The sequence below is a fragment of the Aeromicrobium sp. CF3.5 genome (assembly GCF_051262695.1).
Taxonomy (GTDB): Bacteria; Actinomycetota; Actinomycetes; order Propionibacteriales; family Nocardioidaceae; genus Aeromicrobium.
This window is the reverse complement of the sequence record NZ_JBIMEZ010000003.1, coordinates 316,610-335,002: the sequence shown is the minus strand read 5'-3', so window position 1 is coordinate 335,002 and position 18,393 is coordinate 316,610. Positions and strand designations below refer to the sequence as shown.

The window sequence follows — 18,393 nt, the reverse complement described above, 5'->3', positions numbered from 1 at the left end:
TTGCTAGCGTCGTCGCCATGAGTCTTCGCAAGCGAATCGTGGCTGTCGCTGCCACTGCACTGCTGTCAGCCGGAGTCCTGGGGGCCTGTGGCGGCTCCGAGGAGTCGCCCAGCGACTCCGCCTCGGACTCGCCCGCCTCCTCCGAGCCCGACCTCGACGGCGTGCCGGACGTCGTGGCGGTCGTCGACGACACCGAGATCACCAAGGAAGAGTTCGCCATCACCTACGAGGCGCAGTTCACCAGCGCTGCCGCCCAGGCCCAGGCCGGCGGTGAGCCGGTCGACCAGGATGCACTGAAGAAGCGGACCGCCGACGCACTCGTGGACACCCAGCTGCTGCTGAACGAGGCCGACGCGCGAGGCTACGAGGTCAGCCAGGAGGACCTCGACTCGACCCTGGCCGCCCTGGCCGAGCAGAACGGCCTGAGCTCGCCCGACGAGCTGGTCGAGACCTTGACCGCACAGGGACTGGACGAGGCGGAGATCGACTCCCAGCTCGAGCGACAGGTCAAGCTCGACCGCCTCACCGCCGAGGAAGCCGGTGACAGCAAGCCGTCTGAGGAGGACCTGCGCACCGTCTACGACGACGTGGTCGAGCAGCAGAGGGCTGCCGCCGAGGGCGCCGAGGAAGGCGCCGAGGCGCCTGAGGTGCCGTCATTTGAGGATGCGCGGCCGCAGCTCGAGCAGCAGGTCCAGCAGGAGAACGAGAACTCCGCGGCTCAGGCGCTCGTCGACGAGCTCAAGAAGGACGCCGACATCACGATCAACCTGTAGCGGTCAGCCGCGCAGCTGCGCGGCGAGCGGACAGTCGAACGGGTCGCGCGCGCGGATGCCCACATTGTTGAGGTAGTCCACGACGATCGCGTAGGAGTGGAACAGGCCCACCTCCATGTAGTCGACGCCGTTGGCCTCGCAGTGCGCACGGACCAGCGGCTGGGCCTTGCGCAGGTTGCAGCGCGGCATGCTCGGGAACAGGTGGTGCTCGATCTGGTAGTTGAGTCCACCCATCGCCCAGTCGACGACCGGGTTGCCCTTCACGTTGCGCGAGACCATCACCTGGCGGCGCAGGAAGTCCAGCTTCATCTCCGGCGGCACGATCGGCATCCCCTTGTGGGCAGGCGCGAAGGAGGCCCCGAGGCAGAACCCGAACACCGCCATCTGGAGCGCGAAGAACGCGGCCGCCTTGCCCAACGGCAGGAAGGCCAGCAAGATCGCGACGTAGACGGTCAGCCGGGTCACGACGAGGGCCAGCTCGGTGCGCCGCCACGGCTGCTTGGATGTCTTGTCCCGGGCCGCGCGAATGCTCTCGGCGTGCAGGTTGAGGCCCTCGAGCGTCAGCAGCGGGAAGAACAGCCACCCCTGGCGCTTGGAGAACCACCCGGCGAAACCGGTGGTGCGGTCGGCGATGATGCCCGGCGTGAAGGCGATCGCACCGGCGCCGATGTCGGGGTCGTACCCCTCCAGGTTCGGCGCCTTGTGGTGGGCGTTGTGCTTGGCCCGCCACCACGCGAAGCTCAGCCCGGCGAATCCACCGGCCAGGATGCGTGCGGTCCAGGAGTTCCAGGCTCCCGACGTGAACATCTGTCGGTGCGCCGCGTCATGGCCGAGGAAGCCGAACTGCGTCACGATCACGCCGAGCGCTGCGGCGAGGATCAGCTGGAACCACGAGTTGCCGAGCAGGAAGAACCCCACCCAGATCGCGAAGAACGCCGCGACGTGAACCCCGATCTGTGCCCAGTAGTAGCCGTGACGGCGCTCCAGCAGACCGGCTCCCCGCACCTCGCGCACCAGATCGGTGAAGTGGCTGACGTAGGACGAAGGCTCGTGTCGGTCCCCGGTGCCTGCAAGCTGGACGTTTGTGGTCATCTGACCGCTCCCCGGCGTACATTCTCGAGCTGTCGCGGCTGGATGCCGAACACTGGATCTCGTCATCCGATCGTGACACACCTGGACGGTCATCACGCGTCGGCAACATAAACTCTGGCTCTGCACGGACTGCCGGTCACGCGGCTCACCGGCACACTGGAGCACATGACTTCCTCTCCTGACGTCCGGTTCTGGTTCGATCCGGTCTGCCCGTTCGCCTGGATGACCAGCACGTGGGTCCGCACGGTGCAGGCTCAGCGTGACTACACCGTGGAGTGGCGTTTCATCTCCCTGCGCCTGCTGAACTCGCACATCGACTACGACGCGCACTTTCCTCCCGAGTACGAGGTCGGTCACACCGCGGGACTTCGGATGCTGCGCGTCCTGGCCCACGTGCGTGACGACCACGGCCCCGACGCCGTCGCTCGCCTGTATCCCGCTCTCGGCCGGCGAATCTTCGACGTCGAGCCGCAGGAATACGATGCCGGGGACATCGGGCCCCTGGTCACCGCTGCCCTGACCGAGGCCGGCCTGCCCGAAGCGCTGACCGCGCACCTCGACGACGACTCGCGCGACGCCCAGATCCAGACCGAGACCGACGAGGCGTTGAAGCTCACTGGCAAGGATGTCGGCACCCCGATCCTGCACATTGCACCGCCCGAGGGTGCCGCCTTCTTCGGCCCCGTGATCAGCCGCCTGCCCAACGACGAAGAGGCCGCCCAGCTGTGGGACCACGTCGTCGGGCTGGCCACGTTCCCGGGGTTCGCCGAGCTCAAGCGCAGCCTGCGCGAGAAGCCCCAGCTGCGCTCCTTCGGCGTCGAGGAAGGCACCGCCGGCGCGCAGGAGGACTGGCACGCCGGCAGCCGCCGCCAGAAGAAGTAGAGGCCCCAACTTTTGTAGCGAAAGACAGGTAAAACCGGCCCGGATACCTGCGTACCGCTACAAAAGTTGGGGCTTGGCCCGACCAAAAATGATCCCAACGGACTACGTCATATCGCTTGCCACCGGGGGCCGGCACCGACATGATCAGCATGCCGCACGCTGTGTGAGGCCTTTGTCCTGTTCGGGAGAACTCCATGTCGTTGCAGCACCGTCCCCTGCGCTCGTCGATCACCTCGATCGCCATCACCGGGGCTGCCGCCCTCGCCACCGTGCTCGCCGGGTCACCCGCGATGGCCGACGACGCCACCGTCGCCGATCCGATCGACACCACCCAGGCTCCTGAGGAGCAAACCCCCGCCACCGAGGCTCCAGCGGTCGACGCGCCGGCCGAGGACCCGGCCGACACCGAGGTGACCGACGAAGTCGCCGAGCCGACCGACCCGTCGGCTGCTCCGGAAGACGCCGCAGCCGAGGACGAGGCGACCGCCGAGGAGTCGATCGAGGCTCCCGCGGGCGATGCCCGGGCCGAGCGGATGGCGGCCGAGCAGCGCGCAGCAGGCGGGGAGATCGTGACCGACTTCGGGTACCGGAAGTTCCGCGTCGGCGTCCAGGTCGCCGACGGCTCGTTCGTGCCCGAGGGCGGCACAATCGGCTCGACCTTCGAGATCACCTTCACCGGCGGCGAGGGCGGCACCGAAGTCATCACCTGCACGACCGAGCCTCGCTTCTTCGACGAGGGCGCCGACAACCCGGACGCAGAATCCGTCTGCCCCGGGGACAGTGACTCCGGATTCCCCTTCCCCGGCAGCCAGGCCCGATCGGTCGACATCAGCGACGGCGACGAAAATGACATCCAGACCTACTTCCTCGAGCCGGGCGAGACGGCGACGATCGTCCAGACGGGTGCCGTCGAGGGTCTGGAAGCCTCAGCCGACACGGCAGTCCTCAGCCCCTGCGAGACCGGCGAGGAGTCCGAGACGTGCGGCGATATCTTCGCCACGGCCGACGTCATCTTCGACAACGAGGGCACCCCGCCCGTGGCGGTCGACGACTCCGCCACCACCGACGAGGGCGAAGCAGTCGATATCGACCTGCTGGCCAACGACGACCCGTCGATCACGCCGATCACCGGCGTCGAGATCGATGACGACGCCTCGAACGGCACCGTCACGATCGACGACGACGGCGTGGCCCGCTACACCCCCGACGCCGACTTCAGCGGCACGGACACCTTCGCCTACACGCTGACCACGCAGAACGGCTCGGACACGGCCACCGTCACGGTGCAGGTCGAGGCCGACGAGGTCATCGCTCCGGTGGCCGAGGAGGTTGACGAGCCGCGCGAGGCCGCTGCGGTGAGCTCGGCTCTGCCGAACACCGGCGGGCCTGACCTCTCCCTGCTGGGCTACGGCGCCCTGCTGCTGACCGGTGGCGGCTGGCTGACCCTGCGGTCTCGCCGTCGTGTCGGCGCCGCCGATCGTGGCTGATCCCGCACCGGTCGCCTTCCCGATCTGGCGCTGTCGCGCCCGCGCCGCCGATGGCTCGGTGGCGTGGGTCGCGATCGCCCAGTCCGATCGTCATGACGACGCAGAGGTCCTGGACCTGCCCGAGGCCGAGGCGCTCGCCTACCTCGGTGATGATGCCGTGGTCTTCGCCCGCCCTGACGCCGACCGGCGGGTGAGGCGGCTGGAGGTCACGGCCCACGCAGCACCCAAGGCACCGCCGCTGTGGTTCGGCGAGCTGCACGACGTGAAGGCCACGCCCGCGACCGCGACACTGATCGCCTTCAGCGGTCACGACGTGGAGCCCGGAACCCTGCTGAACGCTGCAGAGCTCCAGGAGACCAGCGTCACCAGCGCCGACCAGATCGGCGCCTTCAGCTGGGTGCCATCCTCTGGTTTCGGCGACCAGCTGTACGTGGCACCAGCCTGGCGACGCCGCAGCATCGGCACAGCACTGCTCGCCGCAGCGGGCACCCTCACGTTCGCCCGCGGCTGGCCCCGCCTGTGGGGCGACGGCCAGCGCACTGCGGAGGGCGACCGCATGCGAGCGGCGAGCCGCTGGACCCACATGTCCGCCGAGCTCACCCACCTCATGCCCCCCATGACCCCCCTGGACGAGCGGCCCTAAGGCCCAACTTTTGTAGCGAAAGACAGGTAAACCCGGCTCGGATACCTGCGTACCGCTACAAAAGTTGGGGGTTCTGGTCAGCGGCGGAGGACTTGCTGGGCGATCCAGGCTAGGCCGTCGGCCGTTTGGTCGGGGTCGACCGGGTCCTGCATGACGTGGCTGAGGACGTAGCGGACGATGACGTCGACGATGGTCGCGAGGCGGTCGTCGTCGAGGCCGGTGTCGTGGGCGGCGACGCGTGTCTGGACCACGTCGGTGACGATCTCCAGCAGGGGTCCGGCGTGGGTGGTCAGCAGGGGCAGCAGGTCGGTCTCGGCTCCGTGGGTGGCTGAGGCGACCGCCTGCAGCAACGGATTGCCCTGCGCCATCGTCAGCACGTCGTGCACCGCGGCGCGCAGGGCGTGGATCACGTCGTCGGAGTGGTCGTCAAACGCCCGATCGACGACGGCCAGGAAGCGCGACAGCTCGTCGAGGACCATGGCCTCGGCCAGCGCGGGCTTGGTGCCGATCTCGTTGTAGACCGTCTGGCGACTGACACGCGCCTCGCTCGCCAGGCGGCCCATCGTGATCGATCCCCACCCGCGGGCGGCCGTCATCTGCAGCGCGGTGTCCAGCAGTCGCCGCCGCATCACCGAGATGTCGGGGGAACCGATCTGCAAGGGTGCGGCCACAGTCATGAGGCTAGCCCGACCCGTTCAACCGCGAAGGCCACCGCCTCGTCCCACGCACCCGCATCGGCGATGCGGCGACGGAACTTCATGATGTCGCGGGGGCGGTCGATCGACAACGCGCCCACCACGTGATCACCGCGGCGATACAGGGCAAGGAAGCCGCGCGCGACGTCGTCACCGGTGTCGCCCGGATGGATCACGCGCACCTCGTCGGCGTCGGCCGTGCCGAGCATCTGGATGCGTCGGTCGTACCAGTCGGACCAGAAGAAGGCGACGTCGTCCCAGTCGGTCGGGTCTTCGCCGATCGCGTGCTTGGCTGCCGCGGCACCCTGCGACGCCGCAGCAGTCCAGTTCTCGAGTCTCGTGTGCAGCACGTCGCCGGCAGCCCACACCCCGTCCGCTGCCTTGAGCGCAGCATCGGTCACGATGCCGCCGTCGCGCTCGTGCAGCGTCACCCCGCTGCCGGCGAGCCAGGCGGTGCTCGGCAGGACGCCGGTGGCCGCGACCACCAGGTCGGCCGGCAGCACCTGGCCGTCACTCAGGCGCACACCGGTGACACGCCCGTCCTCGGACTCCAGCGCGTCGACGCCGGTGCCGAGGCGCAGGTCCACCCCCATGGCCCGGTGCAGCTCGGCGCACGCCAGCCCGGCGTCCGGCCCGATGCTGCGGGTCAGGGGAAGATCGGCGGCCTCCACCACCGTGATGGGCAGGTCACGCTTGCGCGCCGCCGCCGCGACCTCCGATCCGATCAGTCCGGCACCGATCACCACGATCCGCTGCTGCTGGTCCAGCGCCGTCCGGATCGTGCGCGCGTCGTCCAGCGACCGCAGCGCAGCCACGCCGACGAGCTCGTCAGCACCGGGAAACGGCCGCGGCGAGGCACCGGTCGCGATCACCAGCGCGTCGTAGTCCAGTGAGTCCTCGCCCAGGTGGAGCGTGCGGCCCTCGATGTCGAGGCCGGTGGCGGCGACGCCGAGGCGCACATCGACGTCGAGCTCGTCACGGAAGGACGCCTCGTCGCGAAACACCGTAGCTTCACCGTCTGAGTCCGCGTCGAGGTACGCCTTCGACAGCGGTGGCCGGTCGTACGGCAGGTGCTCCTCGGCGCCGACCAGGACGATCTCGCCGGTGTGGCCGGCCCGCCGAGCAGCCTCGACGGCGCGAAGCCCGGCCAGGGAGGCGCCCACGACGACCAGTCGCACCTCAGCCCTCGAGCTTGAGCGCCATCACCGGGCACGCGAGCGTCGCGGCCTCGACGTCGCCGCGATCGGACTCGGCGGGCTCGGAGTTCAGCACCTGCACCAGGTCGTCGTCGCCGACCTCGAAGAAGTCCGGCGCCATGGCCTCGCACATGCCGAGCCCCTCACACGTGTCATGGTCCGCGATAATGCGCATCAAGCCTCCACCTTGTCGATCGGCACGAAGTCGACCTTCTCACGCACGCCACAGTCGGGGCAGCACCAGTCGTCGGGGATGTCGGCCCAGGACGTGCCCGCCGCGAATCCTTCGAGCTCGTTGCCCGCCGCGACCTCGTACGTGTGTCCGCACCCGGGACAGCGCGCCGCCAGCACCTCGTCGGCGTTGACGTCGACGATGGTGTCCTCGCGGGCCACCACGGTCTCCTGCGAGGTGGCGGAGTAGCGGGCCAGCACCTTCTCGCGCTTGCGTGGCATCACGTTGGCCAGCGTCATGTCCCCGTCGTAGTGCTCGACGACGCGACGGTCCATGACCCGACGCCACACCGGCGGGAGCAACGCGATCACGATCATGCCGGCGTAGCCGGTGGGCAGCACCGGGCTCTCCTTGAAGTCGCGCAGCGTCTGGTACCGGCGGGTGGGGTTCGCGTGGTGGTCGCTGTGGCGCTGCAGGTGGTACAGCAGCACGTTGGTGGCGATGTTGTTGGAGTTCCATGAGTGCTCCGGGGTGACCCGCTCGAACCGCTGCTTGCCCTCCGGGCCGACCAGCTGGCGCTTCATCCCGTAGTGCTCCATGTAGTTGACGATCTCCAGCAGCGAGAAGCCGAGGATGGCCTGCAGGACGAGGAACGGCACCGCGCCGATGCCCAACCAGATGATGACGGCGCCGAACAGCACCGCCGACATGGCCCAGGCGTTGAGCACGTCGTTGCCGACGTGGAACGGGTGCGTCTTCTTGCGGGCGTAGCGCTTCTTCTCCACACCCCAGGCACTCTTGACCGAACCACCGACCGTGCGCGGCCAGAACTGGTAGAAGTTCTCGCCGAAGCGCGAGGACGCCGGGTCCTCGGGAGTGGCGACGCGCACGTGGTGACCGCGGTTGTGCTCGATGTAGAAGTGCCCGTAGAACGTCTGCGCCAGCGCGATCTTGGAGAGCCAGCGCTCATTGACCTCGCGCTTGTGCCCCAGCTCGTGGGCCGTGTTGATGCCGATGCCACCGATGAAGCCGATGGTCGCGGACAAGCCGATCTTGTCGAGCAGCGACAGGTCGCCACCACCGAAGGGGTCGCCCTGGACGATCAGGTACATCGCGGCCAGGAACGCGACGTACTGCAGCGGCAGGAAGGCATAGGTGACCCAGCGGTAGTACCGGTCGTTCTCGAGGGACTCGATCATGTCGTCCGGCGGATTGGAGCGGTCGAGGCCGGCGAACAGATCGATGGCCGGCACGATCACGAGCACCACGATGGGACCCATCCAGAAGAACGCGCCCACGTCGGTGAGTCGCCAGCCGCCATATCCGACGAAGGCCAGCGACGGGACCACGAGGCCGATCAGCCACAGGTAGCGCTTCTTGTCCGTCCACATCTCGGTGGAACCGTCCGGGATGGTGCCGGTCTGATCGGCTGGGGAGCTGCTCACGACGTCCTCCTGAGTGCACTGCGTCACGATTTCGACAAACGATAGCGAAATGTCAAGCAGTTGACAAGAGGGAGCAAATTGTCGAATCCGGGCAGCAGAGCCCCAACTTTTGTAGCGGTACGCAGGTATCGGAGCCTCCGATGCCTGCGTACCGCTACAAAAGTTGGGGCCTACCGGCCGGGGCGCCTGGTCCAGACGGTTAGTTGCTGGGTGGCTAGGGGGACTGGGAGGTTCTGGACCGTGTGGGCTGTGGCGAGGTCGGCCTGGAGCTCGGCGATCTTGGCCTGCAGGGCGGAGACCTGGTTTTCCAGGTCGATGACGCGCTTGACCCCTTCGAGCCCGAGTCCCTCGGCGGTCAGCCGGGCGACGGTGCGCAGCAGCTCGACGTCGCGCAGCGAGTAGCGACGGCCGCCGCCGCCGGTGCGCCCCGCCTGCACGAGGCCCAGGCGGTCATAGGTGCGCAGCGTCTGCGGATGCAACCCCGAGAGCTCGGCGGCCACGCTGATGACGAACACCTTGACCTCGGGGCCGGGCGGCACGAAACCAGGATCCGTCATGTCAGCTCACCGCCTCGTTGGCGATCAGTCCACCACGCGGATCGGCGTCGCCACGCGCGGCACGCAGGGCCTCGACCGCAGCACGTTGCTCGTCGGTGAGGTCGGCGGGTACCTGGACCTCGAGGGTGATCAACAGGTCGCCGCGAGCTCCGTCGCGACGCGCGCCGCCCTTGCCGCGGGCCCGCAACACCCGGCCCGTGGGGGTCCCGGGAGCCACACGGATGCGCACGGGAGGTCCCTCGAGCGTCGGAACTGCGATCTCGGCACCGAGCACCGCCTCGTCGTAGGCGACCGGGACCGTGATGGTGAGGTGGTCGCCCTTGCGGCCGAACAATCGGTGCGATCCGACGTGCACGACCACGAACAGGTCGCCGGCAGGCCCACCGCCGACACCAGGGTCACCCTTGCCCTTGAGCCGGATGCGCTGACCGTCCTTGACGCCCGCCGGCACCTTGATCTGCAGGGTGCGACTCGACGGGGATCGACCCGAACCACGACAGGTCGCGCACGGGTGCTCGACCTTGAGACCACGACCGCGACACACGTCGCACGGCTCGGTCATCGCGAAGACGCCACCGGCGGCGCCGGTCTGCATGCCGCTGCCCTGGCACTTGGAGCACACGACGGGCACCGTGCCCGGCTTGGCCCCGGTGCCGTGGCAGGTGACGCAGGCCTGGTCGCTGGTCAGACGCAGCGGGAGGGTGACACCGTTGACGGCCTGGTCGAAGTCGATGGTGGCCTCGGTCTCGAGGTCGTCGCCGCGACGACCGCGCGGCTGGCGGGTCCGACTGCGCGACCGACCGCCGCCGAACATGCCACCGAACAGGTCGCCCAAGTCCTGCCCACCACCGGGCGGCGGGTTGCCGCCCCTGAACTGCCCGAACAGTGTGCGCTGCTCGTCGTACTCCTTGCGCTTGTCCGCCGAGGAGAGCACCGAGTAGGCCTCGGAGACCTCCTTGAAACGCTCCTCGGCGGCCTTGTTGCCCGGGTGGGAGTCGGGGTGGTTGTCGCGTGCGAGCTTGCGGTACGCCTTCTTGACGTCGGCGGCCGACGCATCCTTCGCGACACCCAAGGTCTTGTAGAAGTCCTTGGACGCCCAGTCACTGCTGGACATTCACACCCCTCCTCTCACTCAGAACCGATGATTCACTGGTCGGTGTCGGTCTCTGCCTCGCCCGACACCGCTGGCTCGTCCTCCACGGCAGGCGCAGCCGGGTCGACAACTCCCACGGTGGCGGCGCGCAGCACGCGGTCGCCGATGCGGTAGCCGGTGCCGATCACGGTGTCGACCGAGGTGACCTCGACGTCGGCGGACTCTCCGGCGTGGAACACCCCTTCGTGCATCGACGGATCGAACGGGTCGCCCTTGGTCCCGAAGGCCTCCAGCTTGTGCTTGGCCACTGCGGCCGTCAGCGCGTCGGCCACGGACTTGAAACCACCCTCGAGCTGCCCGTGCTCGCGGGCCCGACCGATGTCGTCGAGCACCGTCAGCAACGAGCTGAGCACGGCAGCCTCGCCCTGCGCGCGCACCAGCTCACGATCGCGGTCGACCCGACGCTTGTAGTTCACGTACTCCGCCTGCGTGCGCTGCAGATCGAGCGTGCGCTCGGCCAGCTGCTGCTCCAGCGTGGGTTCGGTGGACTCGGCCGGGGCGTCCCCGTCCGGCGAGGTCTCCCCCGCCGGCTCGGGCACGTCCTCGGGCGCGACAGCGTCCTCGGGAGTCGCGTCCGGAGTGGACTCGCTCACTTGGAGGAGTCCTCGTCCTTGGGCTCGTCGTCGACGATCTCGGCCTCGACGACGTCCTCGTCGTCACCTGCACCGTTCTCGTCGCCCTGCGCATCCCCGGACTGGGCATCCGCAGAATCGGCCTGCTCGGCTGCGGCCGCGGCGTACATCGCCTCGCCCATCTTCGAGCTGGACTCGCCCAGCTTGGTCACCGCTGCCTGCACGGCGTCGGCGTCCTCTCCCTTGAGCACCTCGTTCAGCGCATCGAGATCGGTCTGGACCTCCGCCTTGGTGGCGTCGTCGACCTTGTCGCCGTTCTCGGACAGGAACTTCTCGGTCGAGTGCGCGAGCGTCTCGGCCTGGTTGCGGGTCTCGACCGACTCGCGACGCTTGCGGTCCTCGTCGGCGTACTCCTCGGCGTCCTTGACCATCTTGTCGATGTCGTCCTTGGACAGCGCCGAGCCGCCGGTGATCGTCATCGACTGCTCCTTGCCGGTGCCGCGGTCCTTGGCCGACACGTTCACGATGCCGTTGGCGTCGATGTCGAACGTCACCTCGATCTGCGGCACTCCGCGCGGCGCCGGGGGCAGCCCGGTGAGCTCGAAGGTGGCCAGCAGCTGGTTGCCCGAGGCCATCTCGCGCTCGCCCTGGTAGACCTGGATCGCCACGGACGGCTGGTTGTCGTCGGCCGTGGTGAAGACCTCGGACTTCTTGGTCGGGATCGTGGTGTTGCGCTCGATCAGCTTGGTCATGACGCCGCCCTTGGTCTCGATGCCCAGGCTCAGCGGGGTCACGTCGAGCAGCAGCACGTCCTTGACCTCACCCTTGAGGACACCGGCCTGCAGGCTGGCGCCCACGGCCACGACCTCGTCGGGGTTGACCCCCTTGTTGGGCTCGCGGCCACCGGAGAGCTGCTTGACGACCTCGGTGACGGCCGGCATGCGGGTCGAACCGCCCACCATGACGACGTGGTCGATGGCGCTGACGTCGACGCCCGCGTCCTTGATGACGTTCTTGAACGGCGCCTTGGTGCGCTCGAGCAGATCGGCGGTGATCTTCTCGAACTCCGAGCGGGTCAGCGTCTCGTCGAGGAAGACCGGGTTGCCGTCCTGCACCGTGATGTACGGCAGATTGATCGAGGTGCTCGAGGAGCTGGACAGCTCGATCTTGGCGCGCTCGGCGGCCTCGCGGATGCGGGGCATCGCCATCTTGTCCTTGGTCAGGTCGACTCCGGTCGAGCTCTTGAAGCGGGTGACGAGCCACTCGACGACCTTCTCGTCCCAGTCGTCGCCACCGAGGTGGTTGTCGCCGCTGGTGGCCTTGACCTCGATGACACCTTCGCCGATCTCCAGCAGCGACACGTCGAACGTTCCGCCGCCGAGGTCGAACACGAGGATCGTCTGGTCGTCGCCCTTGTCCAGGCCGTAGGCCAGTGCTGCCGCGGTCGGCTCGTTGACGATGCGGCTGACGTTGAGGCCTGCGATCTCGCCGGCCTCCTTGGTGGCCTGGCGCTGGTGGTCGTTGAAGTACGCCGGCACGGTGATGACCGCGTCGGTGACGGGCTCACCCAGGTACGCCTCGGCGTCACGCTTCAGCTTCTGCAGGATGAAAGCCGAGATCTGCTGGGGGTTGAACGACTTGTCGTCCACCGACGTGGTCCAGTCGGTGCCCATGTGGCGCTTGACCGACCGGATGGTGCGGTCGACGTTGGTGACGCCCTGGCGCTTGGCGACCTCGCCGGACAGGACTTCGCCGTCCTTGGCGAAGGCGACGACCGAAGGCGTGGTGCGCGCTCCTTCGGCGTTGGCGATGACGGTGGGCTCTCCGCCCTCCAGGACTGCGACGACCGAGTTGGTCGTGCCGAGATCGATTCCGACCGCACGTGCCATGGTGATTCCTCCTGCTGATGAATGAGTGAAACGAAGTTGATGAAGTCAGATCAACTGACTTGAGTCTTACCGTATCAACTACGTCCTCAGCAGAACTATTCCCGCCCCCTGCACGCTGCCACGGTCACCCGAAGCAGGCGGGTCTCACAAAGGGGTCAGGCCGGTGATCTTCCAGGCGCCGTCGATGCGTTCGGCTCCGACCGACAGCTGCGCGGCGGACACGCTGGCCTCGTCGTCGGCGGCGCGCTGGCTCGACTGGTCGAGGAACACCAGCAGCCGGGCCTCGTCGCCACTCAGCTCCTCGACCGCGGCGACCTGCACCTGCGCGGACAGCACGAGCTCCTGGTCAGGGGCACGTCGCTGCAGCTCGGCGAACAAGGTGTCGTACTCGGTGCGGGCGTCGCCGGCCAGCAACGCATCCGCCGCGGCCTCGGTGGCCTCGGGGTCTTCGTAGCTGTAGGTCAGGACCTGGGTGAGCGCCTGGCTCACCTCCGACTGCACCTGAGCCGTGGCGGTCGCATCGACCACGGCCATGTTGTCGGCGGAGTCCGACGAGCGCAGGTCGACCGTCTTGACCCAGCCCACGGCACCCACCGCCACCAGCAGGGCCGCAGCGAGCAGGGGCAGCCACATGCGCAGGAGCTGCTTCGCGGTCACGTTCTTCATCCGAGGCTCACCGCCACCTGGCGCAGGTCCTCGATCAGCCATCGGCCGTCGGCCATGATCAGGTCGGCGGCGAACCGATTGCGCTTGACCGTGGCCTCCACCTCGGGATCGGCGTCGGCCACGGTGATCTCGACCGAGGCGATGACACTGGCCCGATCGTCCTCGAGCTCGACCACGGCAGCGTCGACGACATCACCGGTCGAGATCTTCTGCTGATCGGCCAGCAGCTGCTGCTCGGCCTCGTCGACAGCGGTCAGCTGGTCGCGCAACGTGCCCGTGGTGACGTCCTGCCACTGCGCGATGCCGCCTGCGACGTCGCGGTAGTCCAGCGTGTTCATGATCTCGACACCCTGCCTGGCCTGCAGGAGCACCGTGTCGCGCTGCTCGGCCCGCACCAGCTGGTCGTCACCTGCGGTCTGCCACCACGCGACCAGCCCGGAAGCGGCAATCAGCGTCGCGACGAGCAGCAGGATGATCGGAGGGCCGGGGCGCCTGATGCGACTCTTCCAGCTGCCAGAGTCCGCGGACCCGTCACCAGCGTCCGCTGCCGTGCTGTCGGTGTCGGTCGGGGCCGTCTCGTCCACGCGCCCTCCTGATGTCTCAGTGTCAGATATCTGAGTGATGGTCATCGTGAGCCTCCCATGAGATCGGACAGCGAGTCGGCAACTCCGACCCGCGCGGCGGCCGGCGGCGCATCAGACGTGCGCCCGGGCAGCGACTGCGGTCCCCGCACGTTGGAGCCCGACACCGGGTCTGCAGTGCACCCGGCCGCGGTGTTGAACGGGCGGCCCTCGCTGGTGTCCAGGCCGGCACGGCGCTGCGTTCCGCCGTATCCGGCCGTGCACGGCAGCGGATCGAAGAACGAGGTGACGAGGCCGAGGTCGATGCCCCGCGAGCCCGCGACCGTCCACCCCACGCTGAGGGCCTCCGGCACCCGGATCAGTGCGTCCTCGACGCCGGCGGAGTTGACGCCGAACACCTGGGCGGTCGAGACGAGATTGCCCATCAGCACGCCGAGAGGACGCCCGACCTCACCGAACAACCGGTCGAGCTCACGGGCCGCGGCCGGCGAGTTCTCGATCAACTGGCGCAGGTCGCCGTCGGAGGACTCGAGCGTCGACGCGATGGTGTTGAGGTCCTCGCTGAAGCCGCGGATGCTGTCACCGGCCTCCTCCTGCGTGGCGAGCACCGTCTTGGAGTTCTCGATCAGCGACGACGTGACGAGAAAATTCTCGTCGGCGGTCTCGACGAAGTCCTTGGAGGTGTCGACGAGACGACCGAGGTCGTCGCCGACGCCGCGCGAGAGGTTGTAGAACTCATCGATCACGACGGTCAGCGAGTCCTCGGGAACCGAGGCCGCGAAGTCGCGACCGACACGCAGGACGTCCTCGATCGGTGGCGGCACGGGCGATTCGGCGGTGACGAGCTCGTCGCCGTCGCCGAGCATCGGTCCGCCGGTGGTCTCGGCGCGCAGATCGAGGTACTGCTCGCCGATCGCCGACCGGTTGGCCACGTGCGCCCGGGCGCTGCTGGGGATCGGCGCGGCATCGGCGTCGATGTCGACCATCAGCCTGCTGCCCTCGGGGGTGACCTCGAGCTCCCCGATCCGACCGACGGGCACACCGCGGTACGTGACCTCGCCGTTCTCGAACGTGCCGCCCGCCTCGGGCAGCTCGACCGAGACCCGATAGCCCGAGCTGAACGGATTGATGCCGACATACGTGGCACCGAGGTAGGTGGTGGCCAGCAGGCCGACGATGGCGAACAGGATGACCTGGATCTTGGTGCGTGCGGTGAGCATCAGCTGTCACCCTCCTGCTCGTCGTTCGGGGGCGGCGTACTGGGCGGCGCAGAGCTCTGTGGTGCCTCGGGCTCCGGACTGCTGGGAGCAGAGGGGGCCAGGGTGGGCGGCACTCCCGCACCAGGCGTCGGCACGGTCACCGTGGGACCGGGCAGGCCAGGCGACGGTGCCGTGGTCGGCGGCAGCAACGACGGTGGCACGTCCTCGTCGGCCGTGGGGGTGCGCGCAGCACCTTCGCCCGAGCCACCGACCGGCTCGTTGGTGGTCACCTGCGGCCAGAAGCAGCCGATCGCACCACAGTCCGGCGGCAGCGTGCGGAAGTTGGTCTCGATGAACACGTTCATGTAGTCGCCCTTGATCGCGCCCAGCACCGAGTCCGGGAACGGGTACGTCAGCAGGATCTCCAGCGACTCCGGCAGAGCCTGACCCGACGCCGCGAGCCGGTCCAGGATGGGGGCCAGCAGCTCGAAGTCGGCCACGATGTCGTCCTGCGCAGCGTCGAGGGTGTCGACGGTGACGTCGGACAGCCGGTCCAGCGAGCTCAACATGGCGACCAACTGTTCGCGCTGGTCCACGATGACCTGCATGCCCGGGCTCAGCCCATCGAGAGCCGAGGTGATCTTGTCCTTGTCGGCGTCCAGGGTCTCGGACAGCCGGGCCAGCCCGTCGATGGCGCCCGTGATGGCCTCCTTGCGGTCATCGAGTCCGGAGACGAAGGTGTCCATCTCGTTGAGGAATGCCTTGATCTCCTCAGGGCGGCCGGTCGAGATCTTCTGCAGCTCGCGCGAGATCTCCTGGAACTGCCCGATGCCGCCGCCGTTGAGCACCAGGGACAGGGCACCGAGCACCTGCTCGACCTGCGCGGCCTGCGAGGTCTCGTCGAGCTGCAACCGGGTTCCGTCGGCGATCGGCGCGCCCGCCTGGGCGACCTCGGGACGCACCAGGGCCACGTACTTCTCACCCAGCAACGCGGTCTGCTGCAGTCGTGCCGTGGTGCCGGCGGGCAACGAGATGTCGTCGCGGACCAGGATGTCGACCAGCGCGGTCTGCCCATCGGTGTCGAGACGGATGTTGTCGACGCGCCCGACTGCCACGTTGTCGACCTTGACGCTCGACTGCGGCACCAGATCGAGCACGTCGTCGAACTCGGCGGTGATGCGCAACGGATCGGAACCGACGTCGGCGCCACCGGGCAGCGGGGCGTCGTACACGCCGCCGCTGAGCACTCCGCAGCCACCGATCAGCGCCGTGGACACCAGCGCGGACACTCCGGCGGCGACTCGCTGCAGGCCGTTCACCGCTGGCCTCCGTCGGTATCGGGCTGGCTGGCATCCGGCTGGCCGATCCCCGGCAGCAGCACCGGCGGCGGCGTCTCGGACGTCGAGCCCGACAGGCCGTCCTCGGCGTACACCGTCAGCTCGTTGAGGTTGCCGCGGCCGTCCAACGTCTGGGTGGCCGGGTTGTAGGCGCGCAAGAAGTTCTGCAGCACCAACGGGATCAGTCGCACCGACTCCTCCAGGGAGTCGCGCTGCTTGACCAGCACCTGGGTGGGACCGATCAGGTTCTCGACGCTCGTCTGCAGGTTCTCGCGGTTGTCGCCGATGAAGTCGTCGACGATGCCGAGAGCAGACCCGAGGTTGCCGATGGCGGCGGCCAGGTCTTCGCGGTCGTCGGCCAGGTAGTCGGTGACCGCCGCGAACTGACGGTTCACGTTCGCCACGGCGTCGTCGTTCTCCACCAGCATGGTGTTGAACTCATCGAAGTTCGCCAGCGTTGCGAACAGGTCCTCGTCGGTGTCGGACAACGTGCCGGTGGCCTTGCTGAACTCGGTGATCATGGTGTTCAGCCCCTCGCCCTGACCGCCCAGGTTGTCGGCGGCGACGTCGAGCAGCCGCGACAGCGAGCCCTCGTCGTTGACGCCATCGGGCCCGAGGGTGCGGCCGAGGTCGGTGAGGCTGTTGTAGAGCTGATCGATCTCGACCGGCACGGCCGTCTGGTCCTCGGTCAGCTCGGCACCGTCGGCCAGGACGGGGCCGCCCGTGTCGGGCTCGGTCAGCTGCACGAATCGGTCGCTGACGAGGGTGGGCGCCACGATCACCGCATCGGTGTCGGCGCCGACCTCCTGGCCGCGCTCGAGCCGCATCGAGACGCGAACCGTGCCGCCTTCGGGCTCGACAGCGGTGACGGTGCCGACCGGGACGCCGAGGATCTGCACGTCCGAGCCGGGATACAGACCGATCGTCGACTCGAACTGGGCGTCGAACTCGGTGCCCTGACCTTCCACGACGGCATAGGCGGCGCCGCCCGCTCCCACCAGGACCAGAGCCGCGATCGCGACGATCGACGTGCGCTTCATCAGCTGCCTCCGTTGGGGTCACAGGTACGTTGAGCGCCCTCGTCGAGCTCGGGACGCTGGTTCTCGTCGAACAGACCGCAGATGTAGGCGTCGACCCAGCGGCCGTTGCCCAGCGCCGAGGAGATGTTGCGGTAGTACGGGCCGATCTTGGCCAGCGCCTGATCGAGGTTGTCCTGATTGCGCTGCAGGATGGCGCTGACCTCGTCGAGGCGCTCCAGCGCCGGACGCAGGGTGTCCTCGTTGTCGCGCACCAGGCCCGTCAGCTGGGTTCCGAGCCGGGCGGTTCCCTGCAGCAGGGCCTTGACGGTGTCGCGGCGACTCTCCAGCTCGCCGAGCAACGAGCTGCCCTGGTTGATGATCCCGGAGATCTCCTCGTTGCGGTCCGCCAGCGTCCGTGACACGTCCGAGGACGCCTCCAGCAGGCCGGCGAGCTCGTCGTCGCGGCTGGAGATGGTGCGTGACAGCGACGTGAGGCCGTTCACGACCTCCTGCACCGACTCGGGGGTGTCGGTGAAGGCGTCGCTGATCGCGTCGATGCCCTCCTCGAGCTGGCCGGTGTCGATCTGCTCGATGTTGTCCGAGAGGGCCGAGAACGCCTCGTTGACGTCATAGGGAGTCGTGGTGCGGGCCATCGGGATCGGCCCGTCGAGCGGTTGACGCCCCAGCGGGTCCAGCGACAAGAACTTCTGCCCGAGCAGCGTCTTGACCTTGACCGCGGCACCGGTCTGGTCGCCCAGCTCGACGTCCTTGACGCGGAAGTTCACGTTGACCGTGGCGCCTTCAAGCTCGATGTCGGTGATCTCGCCGACCTTGACGCCGGCCACCCGCACCTCGTTGCCGGGCTTGAGACCGCCGGCCTCGGCGAACTGCGCGGTGTGACTCGAGCCTCCGCCGACGATCGGCAGCGCAGCAGCATTGAAGGTGCCGTACCCGATGAGGGTCAGGGTGAGGAGGCCGACGACGGCGATCAGCACGGTGTTGCGCTCGGTGAACGCGGTGGGAAAACGGGCCATG

General features: G+C 68.4%; 19 protein-coding genes. 4 read left to right on the top strand and 15 right to left on the bottom strand.

The features are described from left to right. Positions 1-17: 17 nt before the first annotated feature. On the top strand, positions 18-773 hold the full coding sequence (locus ACHAA3_RS08460; RefSeq protein WP_435708543.1) for a SurA N-terminal domain-containing protein: 756 nt from the start codon (positions 18-20) through the stop codon (positions 771-773). Positions 774-776: 3 nt separating this feature from the next. Here ACHAA3_RS08460 and ACHAA3_RS08455 read toward each other — a convergent pair whose 3' ends face one another. Continuing rightward, positions 777-1,865, bottom strand: a complete 1,089-nt coding sequence (locus tag ACHAA3_RS08455; protein WP_435708542.1) for a fatty acid desaturase family protein — start codon at positions 1,863-1,865, stop codon at positions 777-779. A 165-nt stretch (positions 1,866-2,030) separates the two neighbouring features. On the opposite strand from ACHAA3_RS08455, the gene ACHAA3_RS08450 reads away from it, so the two are divergent. The 3 genes from ACHAA3_RS08450 to ACHAA3_RS08440 all read left to right on the top strand — a co-directional run bounded on the left by ACHAA3_RS08450 (position 2,031) and on the right by ACHAA3_RS08440 (position 4,877). Continuing rightward, positions 2,031-2,747 (top strand): mycothiol-dependent nitroreductase Rv2466c family protein, encoded by a 717-nt coding sequence (locus ACHAA3_RS08450; RefSeq protein ID WP_435708541.1) that lies wholly within the window; start codon positions 2,031-2,033, stop codon positions 2,745-2,747. Positions 2,748-2,941: 194 nt separating this feature from the next. Beyond that, positions 2,942-4,234: an Ig-like domain-containing protein gene (locus ACHAA3_RS08445; protein WP_435708540.1), complete on the top strand. Its 1,293-nt coding sequence runs from the start codon at positions 2,942-2,944 to the stop codon at positions 4,232-4,234. Continuing rightward, positions 4,227-4,877: a hypothetical protein gene (locus ACHAA3_RS08440; RefSeq protein ID WP_435708539.1), complete on the top strand. Its 651-nt coding sequence runs from the start codon at positions 4,227-4,229 to the stop codon at positions 4,875-4,877. Before ACHAA3_RS08445 ends, ACHAA3_RS08440 begins: the two co-directional genes overlap by 8 nt. Before the next feature lie 77 nt (positions 4,878-4,954). Here the strand turns inward: ACHAA3_RS08440 and ACHAA3_RS08435 are convergent, their stop codons facing one another. From ACHAA3_RS08435 to ACHAA3_RS08370, 14 genes are all read right to left on the bottom strand, one after another. After that, complete coding sequence (locus ACHAA3_RS08435) at positions 4,955-5,548, bottom strand: TetR family transcriptional regulator (RefSeq protein WP_435708538.1); 594 nt, start codon at positions 5,546-5,548, stop codon at positions 4,955-4,957. A 2-nt stretch (positions 5,549-5,550) separates the two neighbouring features. Further along, entirely contained in the window at positions 5,551-6,750 is a 1,200-nt protein-coding gene (locus ACHAA3_RS08430; RefSeq protein ID WP_435708537.1) for an NAD(P)/FAD-dependent oxidoreductase, read from the bottom strand. Between the two features lies 1 nt (position 6,751). After that, positions 6,752-6,943 (bottom strand): ferredoxin, encoded by a 192-nt coding sequence (locus ACHAA3_RS08425; protein WP_435708536.1) that lies wholly within the window; start codon positions 6,941-6,943, stop codon positions 6,752-6,754. Beyond that, on the bottom strand, positions 6,943-8,385 hold the full coding sequence (locus tag ACHAA3_RS08420) for a fatty acid desaturase (RefSeq protein WP_435708535.1): 1,443 nt from the start codon (positions 8,383-8,385) through the stop codon (positions 6,943-6,945). Before ACHAA3_RS08420 ends, ACHAA3_RS08425 begins: the two co-directional genes overlap by 1 nt. A gap of 170 nt (positions 8,386-8,555) precedes the next feature. After that, positions 8,556-8,942 (bottom strand): heat shock protein transcriptional repressor HspR, encoded by a 387-nt coding sequence (locus tag ACHAA3_RS08415; protein WP_435708534.1) that lies wholly within the window; start codon positions 8,940-8,942, stop codon positions 8,556-8,558. Between the two features lies 1 nt (position 8,943). Beyond that, complete coding sequence (dnaJ, locus tag ACHAA3_RS08410; RefSeq protein WP_435708533.1) at positions 8,944-10,056, bottom strand: molecular chaperone DnaJ; 1,113 nt, start codon at positions 10,054-10,056, stop codon at positions 8,944-8,946. A gap of 32 nt (positions 10,057-10,088) precedes the next feature. Beyond that, the gene (grpE, locus tag ACHAA3_RS08405) at positions 10,089-10,688 is read right to left on the bottom strand and encodes a nucleotide exchange factor GrpE (RefSeq protein WP_435708532.1); all 600 of its coding nucleotides are present in this window, start codon (positions 10,686-10,688) and stop codon (positions 10,089-10,091) included. Beyond that, on the bottom strand, positions 10,685-12,556 hold the full coding sequence (gene dnaK, locus ACHAA3_RS08400) for a molecular chaperone DnaK (RefSeq protein ID WP_435708531.1): 1,872 nt from the start codon (positions 12,554-12,556) through the stop codon (positions 10,685-10,687). Before dnaK ends, grpE begins: the two co-directional genes overlap by 4 nt. 144 nt (positions 12,557-12,700) lie before the next feature. Then, a complete protein-coding gene (locus ACHAA3_RS08395) occupies positions 12,701-13,213 on the bottom strand; it encodes a hypothetical protein (RefSeq protein ID WP_435708530.1) in 513 nt (170 codons plus the stop codon). Positions 13,214-13,218: 5 nt separating this feature from the next. Beyond that, on the bottom strand, positions 13,219-13,806 hold the full coding sequence (locus tag ACHAA3_RS08390) for a hypothetical protein (RefSeq protein ID WP_435708529.1): 588 nt from the start codon (positions 13,804-13,806) through the stop codon (positions 13,219-13,221). A gap of 41 nt (positions 13,807-13,847) precedes the next feature. Then, positions 13,848-15,023, bottom strand: coding sequence for an MlaD family protein (locus ACHAA3_RS08385; protein ID WP_435708527.1), 1,176 nt, complete (start codon positions 15,021-15,023; stop codon positions 13,848-13,850). After that, a complete protein-coding gene (locus tag ACHAA3_RS08380; RefSeq protein ID WP_435708526.1) occupies positions 15,023-16,321 on the bottom strand; it encodes an MCE family protein in 1,299 nt (432 codons plus the stop codon). Before ACHAA3_RS08380 ends, ACHAA3_RS08385 begins: the two co-directional genes overlap by 1 nt. Next, positions 16,318-17,379 (bottom strand): MCE family protein, encoded by a 1,062-nt coding sequence (locus ACHAA3_RS08375; protein WP_435708525.1) that lies wholly within the window; start codon positions 17,377-17,379, stop codon positions 16,318-16,320. Before ACHAA3_RS08375 ends, ACHAA3_RS08380 begins: the two co-directional genes overlap by 4 nt. Beyond that, the gene (locus ACHAA3_RS08370) at positions 17,379-18,392 is read right to left on the bottom strand and encodes an MCE family protein (RefSeq protein ID WP_435708524.1); all 1,014 of its coding nucleotides are present in this window, start codon (positions 18,390-18,392) and stop codon (positions 17,379-17,381) included. The genes ACHAA3_RS08375 and ACHAA3_RS08370 overlap by 1 nt, the downstream gene beginning before the upstream one ends. Position 18,393 lies beyond the last annotated feature (1 nt).

Coding starts and splice junctions, on each gene's coding strand:
- ACHAA3_RS08450 (WP_435708541.1), top strand. CDS start 2,031: ATGACTTCCTCTCCTGACGTCCGGTTCTGGTTCGATCCGGTCTGCCCG.
- ACHAA3_RS08460 (WP_435708543.1), top strand. CDS start 18: ATGAGTCTTCGCAAGCGAATCGTGGCTGTCGCTGCCACTGCACTGCTG.
- ACHAA3_RS08415 (WP_435708534.1), bottom strand. CDS start 8,942: ATGACGGATCCTGGTTTCGTGCCGCCCGGCCCCGAGGTCAAGGTGTTC.
- ACHAA3_RS08370 (WP_435708524.1), bottom strand. CDS start 18,392: ATGGCCCGTTTTCCCACCGCGTTCACCGAGCGCAACACCGTGCTGATC.
- ACHAA3_RS08455 (WP_435708542.1), bottom strand. CDS start 1,865: ATGACCACAAACGTCCAGCTTGCAGGCACCGGGGACCGACACGAGCCT.
- ACHAA3_RS08375 (WP_435708525.1), bottom strand. CDS start 17,379: ATGAAGCGCACGTCGATCGTCGCGATCGCGGCTCTGGTCCTGGTGGGA.
- ACHAA3_RS08425 (WP_435708536.1), bottom strand. CDS start 6,943: ATGCGCATTATCGCGGACCATGACACGTGTGAGGGGCTCGGCATGTGC.
- ACHAA3_RS08385 (WP_435708527.1), bottom strand. CDS start 15,023: ATGCTCACCGCACGCACCAAGATCCAGGTCATCCTGTTCGCCATCGTC.
- ACHAA3_RS08445 (WP_435708540.1), top strand. CDS start 2,942: ATGTCGTTGCAGCACCGTCCCCTGCGCTCGTCGATCACCTCGATCGCC.
- dnaJ (WP_435708533.1), bottom strand. CDS start 10,056: ATGTCCAGCAGTGACTGGGCGTCCAAGGACTTCTACAAGACCTTGGGT.
- dnaK (WP_435708531.1), bottom strand. CDS start 12,556: ATGGCACGTGCGGTCGGAATCGATCTCGGCACGACCAACTCGGTCGTC.